The organism is Bartonella sp. MR90HLJMH (assembly GCF_042194115.1).
Taxonomy (GTDB): domain Bacteria; phylum Pseudomonadota; class Alphaproteobacteria; order Rhizobiales; family Rhizobiaceae; genus Bartonella; species Bartonella grahamii.
In genome coordinates, this window is record NZ_JBHIMM010000046.1 from 1 (window position 1) to 617 (window position 617).

Genomic DNA, 617 nt, shown 5'->3' on the forward strand with positions numbered 1-617 from the left:
CACCTCCGCATGATAACCAATAGCAACGGATTCTCTAGCTAGTACTGATACATTAGTACCAATAGCAACATTCTCGGCATATGATGTTATTTTTATCCCTTTACCAAGCGTGACATTCGTTTCTTCCGCACGTTGCATCCCAGCACTACGTGTCAATCTCGTGATGGGATCATTTCGCGAGAAATCTGATACATTAATAATATCTGTATTCTCATCATCCTGTGCAAGCCGTTGGTCTGCAGAGCTATCAACCACAAAGGACTGTGGACTAATGAGAGGCTTTTTATCTTGCACCCCTGCATTTAACGTTTTTTTCGATAGGTTCTTACTGTTTGCTGTCAAAACATTGATTATAGAGCCCTCATCACTCGGACCTAGAAGAGTTTTGGTTAAAAAATTTGCATAGTCATCAGCAGCATTTACCTTGGGTGTCAAAGCAACATTCAGCGCTGTTAAATAATTGTCTTTTGAGACAGAAGAAGCATTCAAACCAGCAACAGAGATGATGTTTTCTGGATAAGAGACACCAGCACTGTTAACACCCTCAAGAAATGTGTTTCTAAAATCAGAATTTGCTGAAAAAACAGGTGTAACATTCGATAAAAATGTAGCCGCTG

At 40.0% G+C, this 617-nt stretch carries 1 pseudogene; it reads right to left on the reverse strand.

From position 1 onward, the window contains the following. A pseudogene (locus tag ACFIJ9_RS08685) lies at positions 1–617 on the reverse strand (hypothetical protein); the annotation flags it as partial.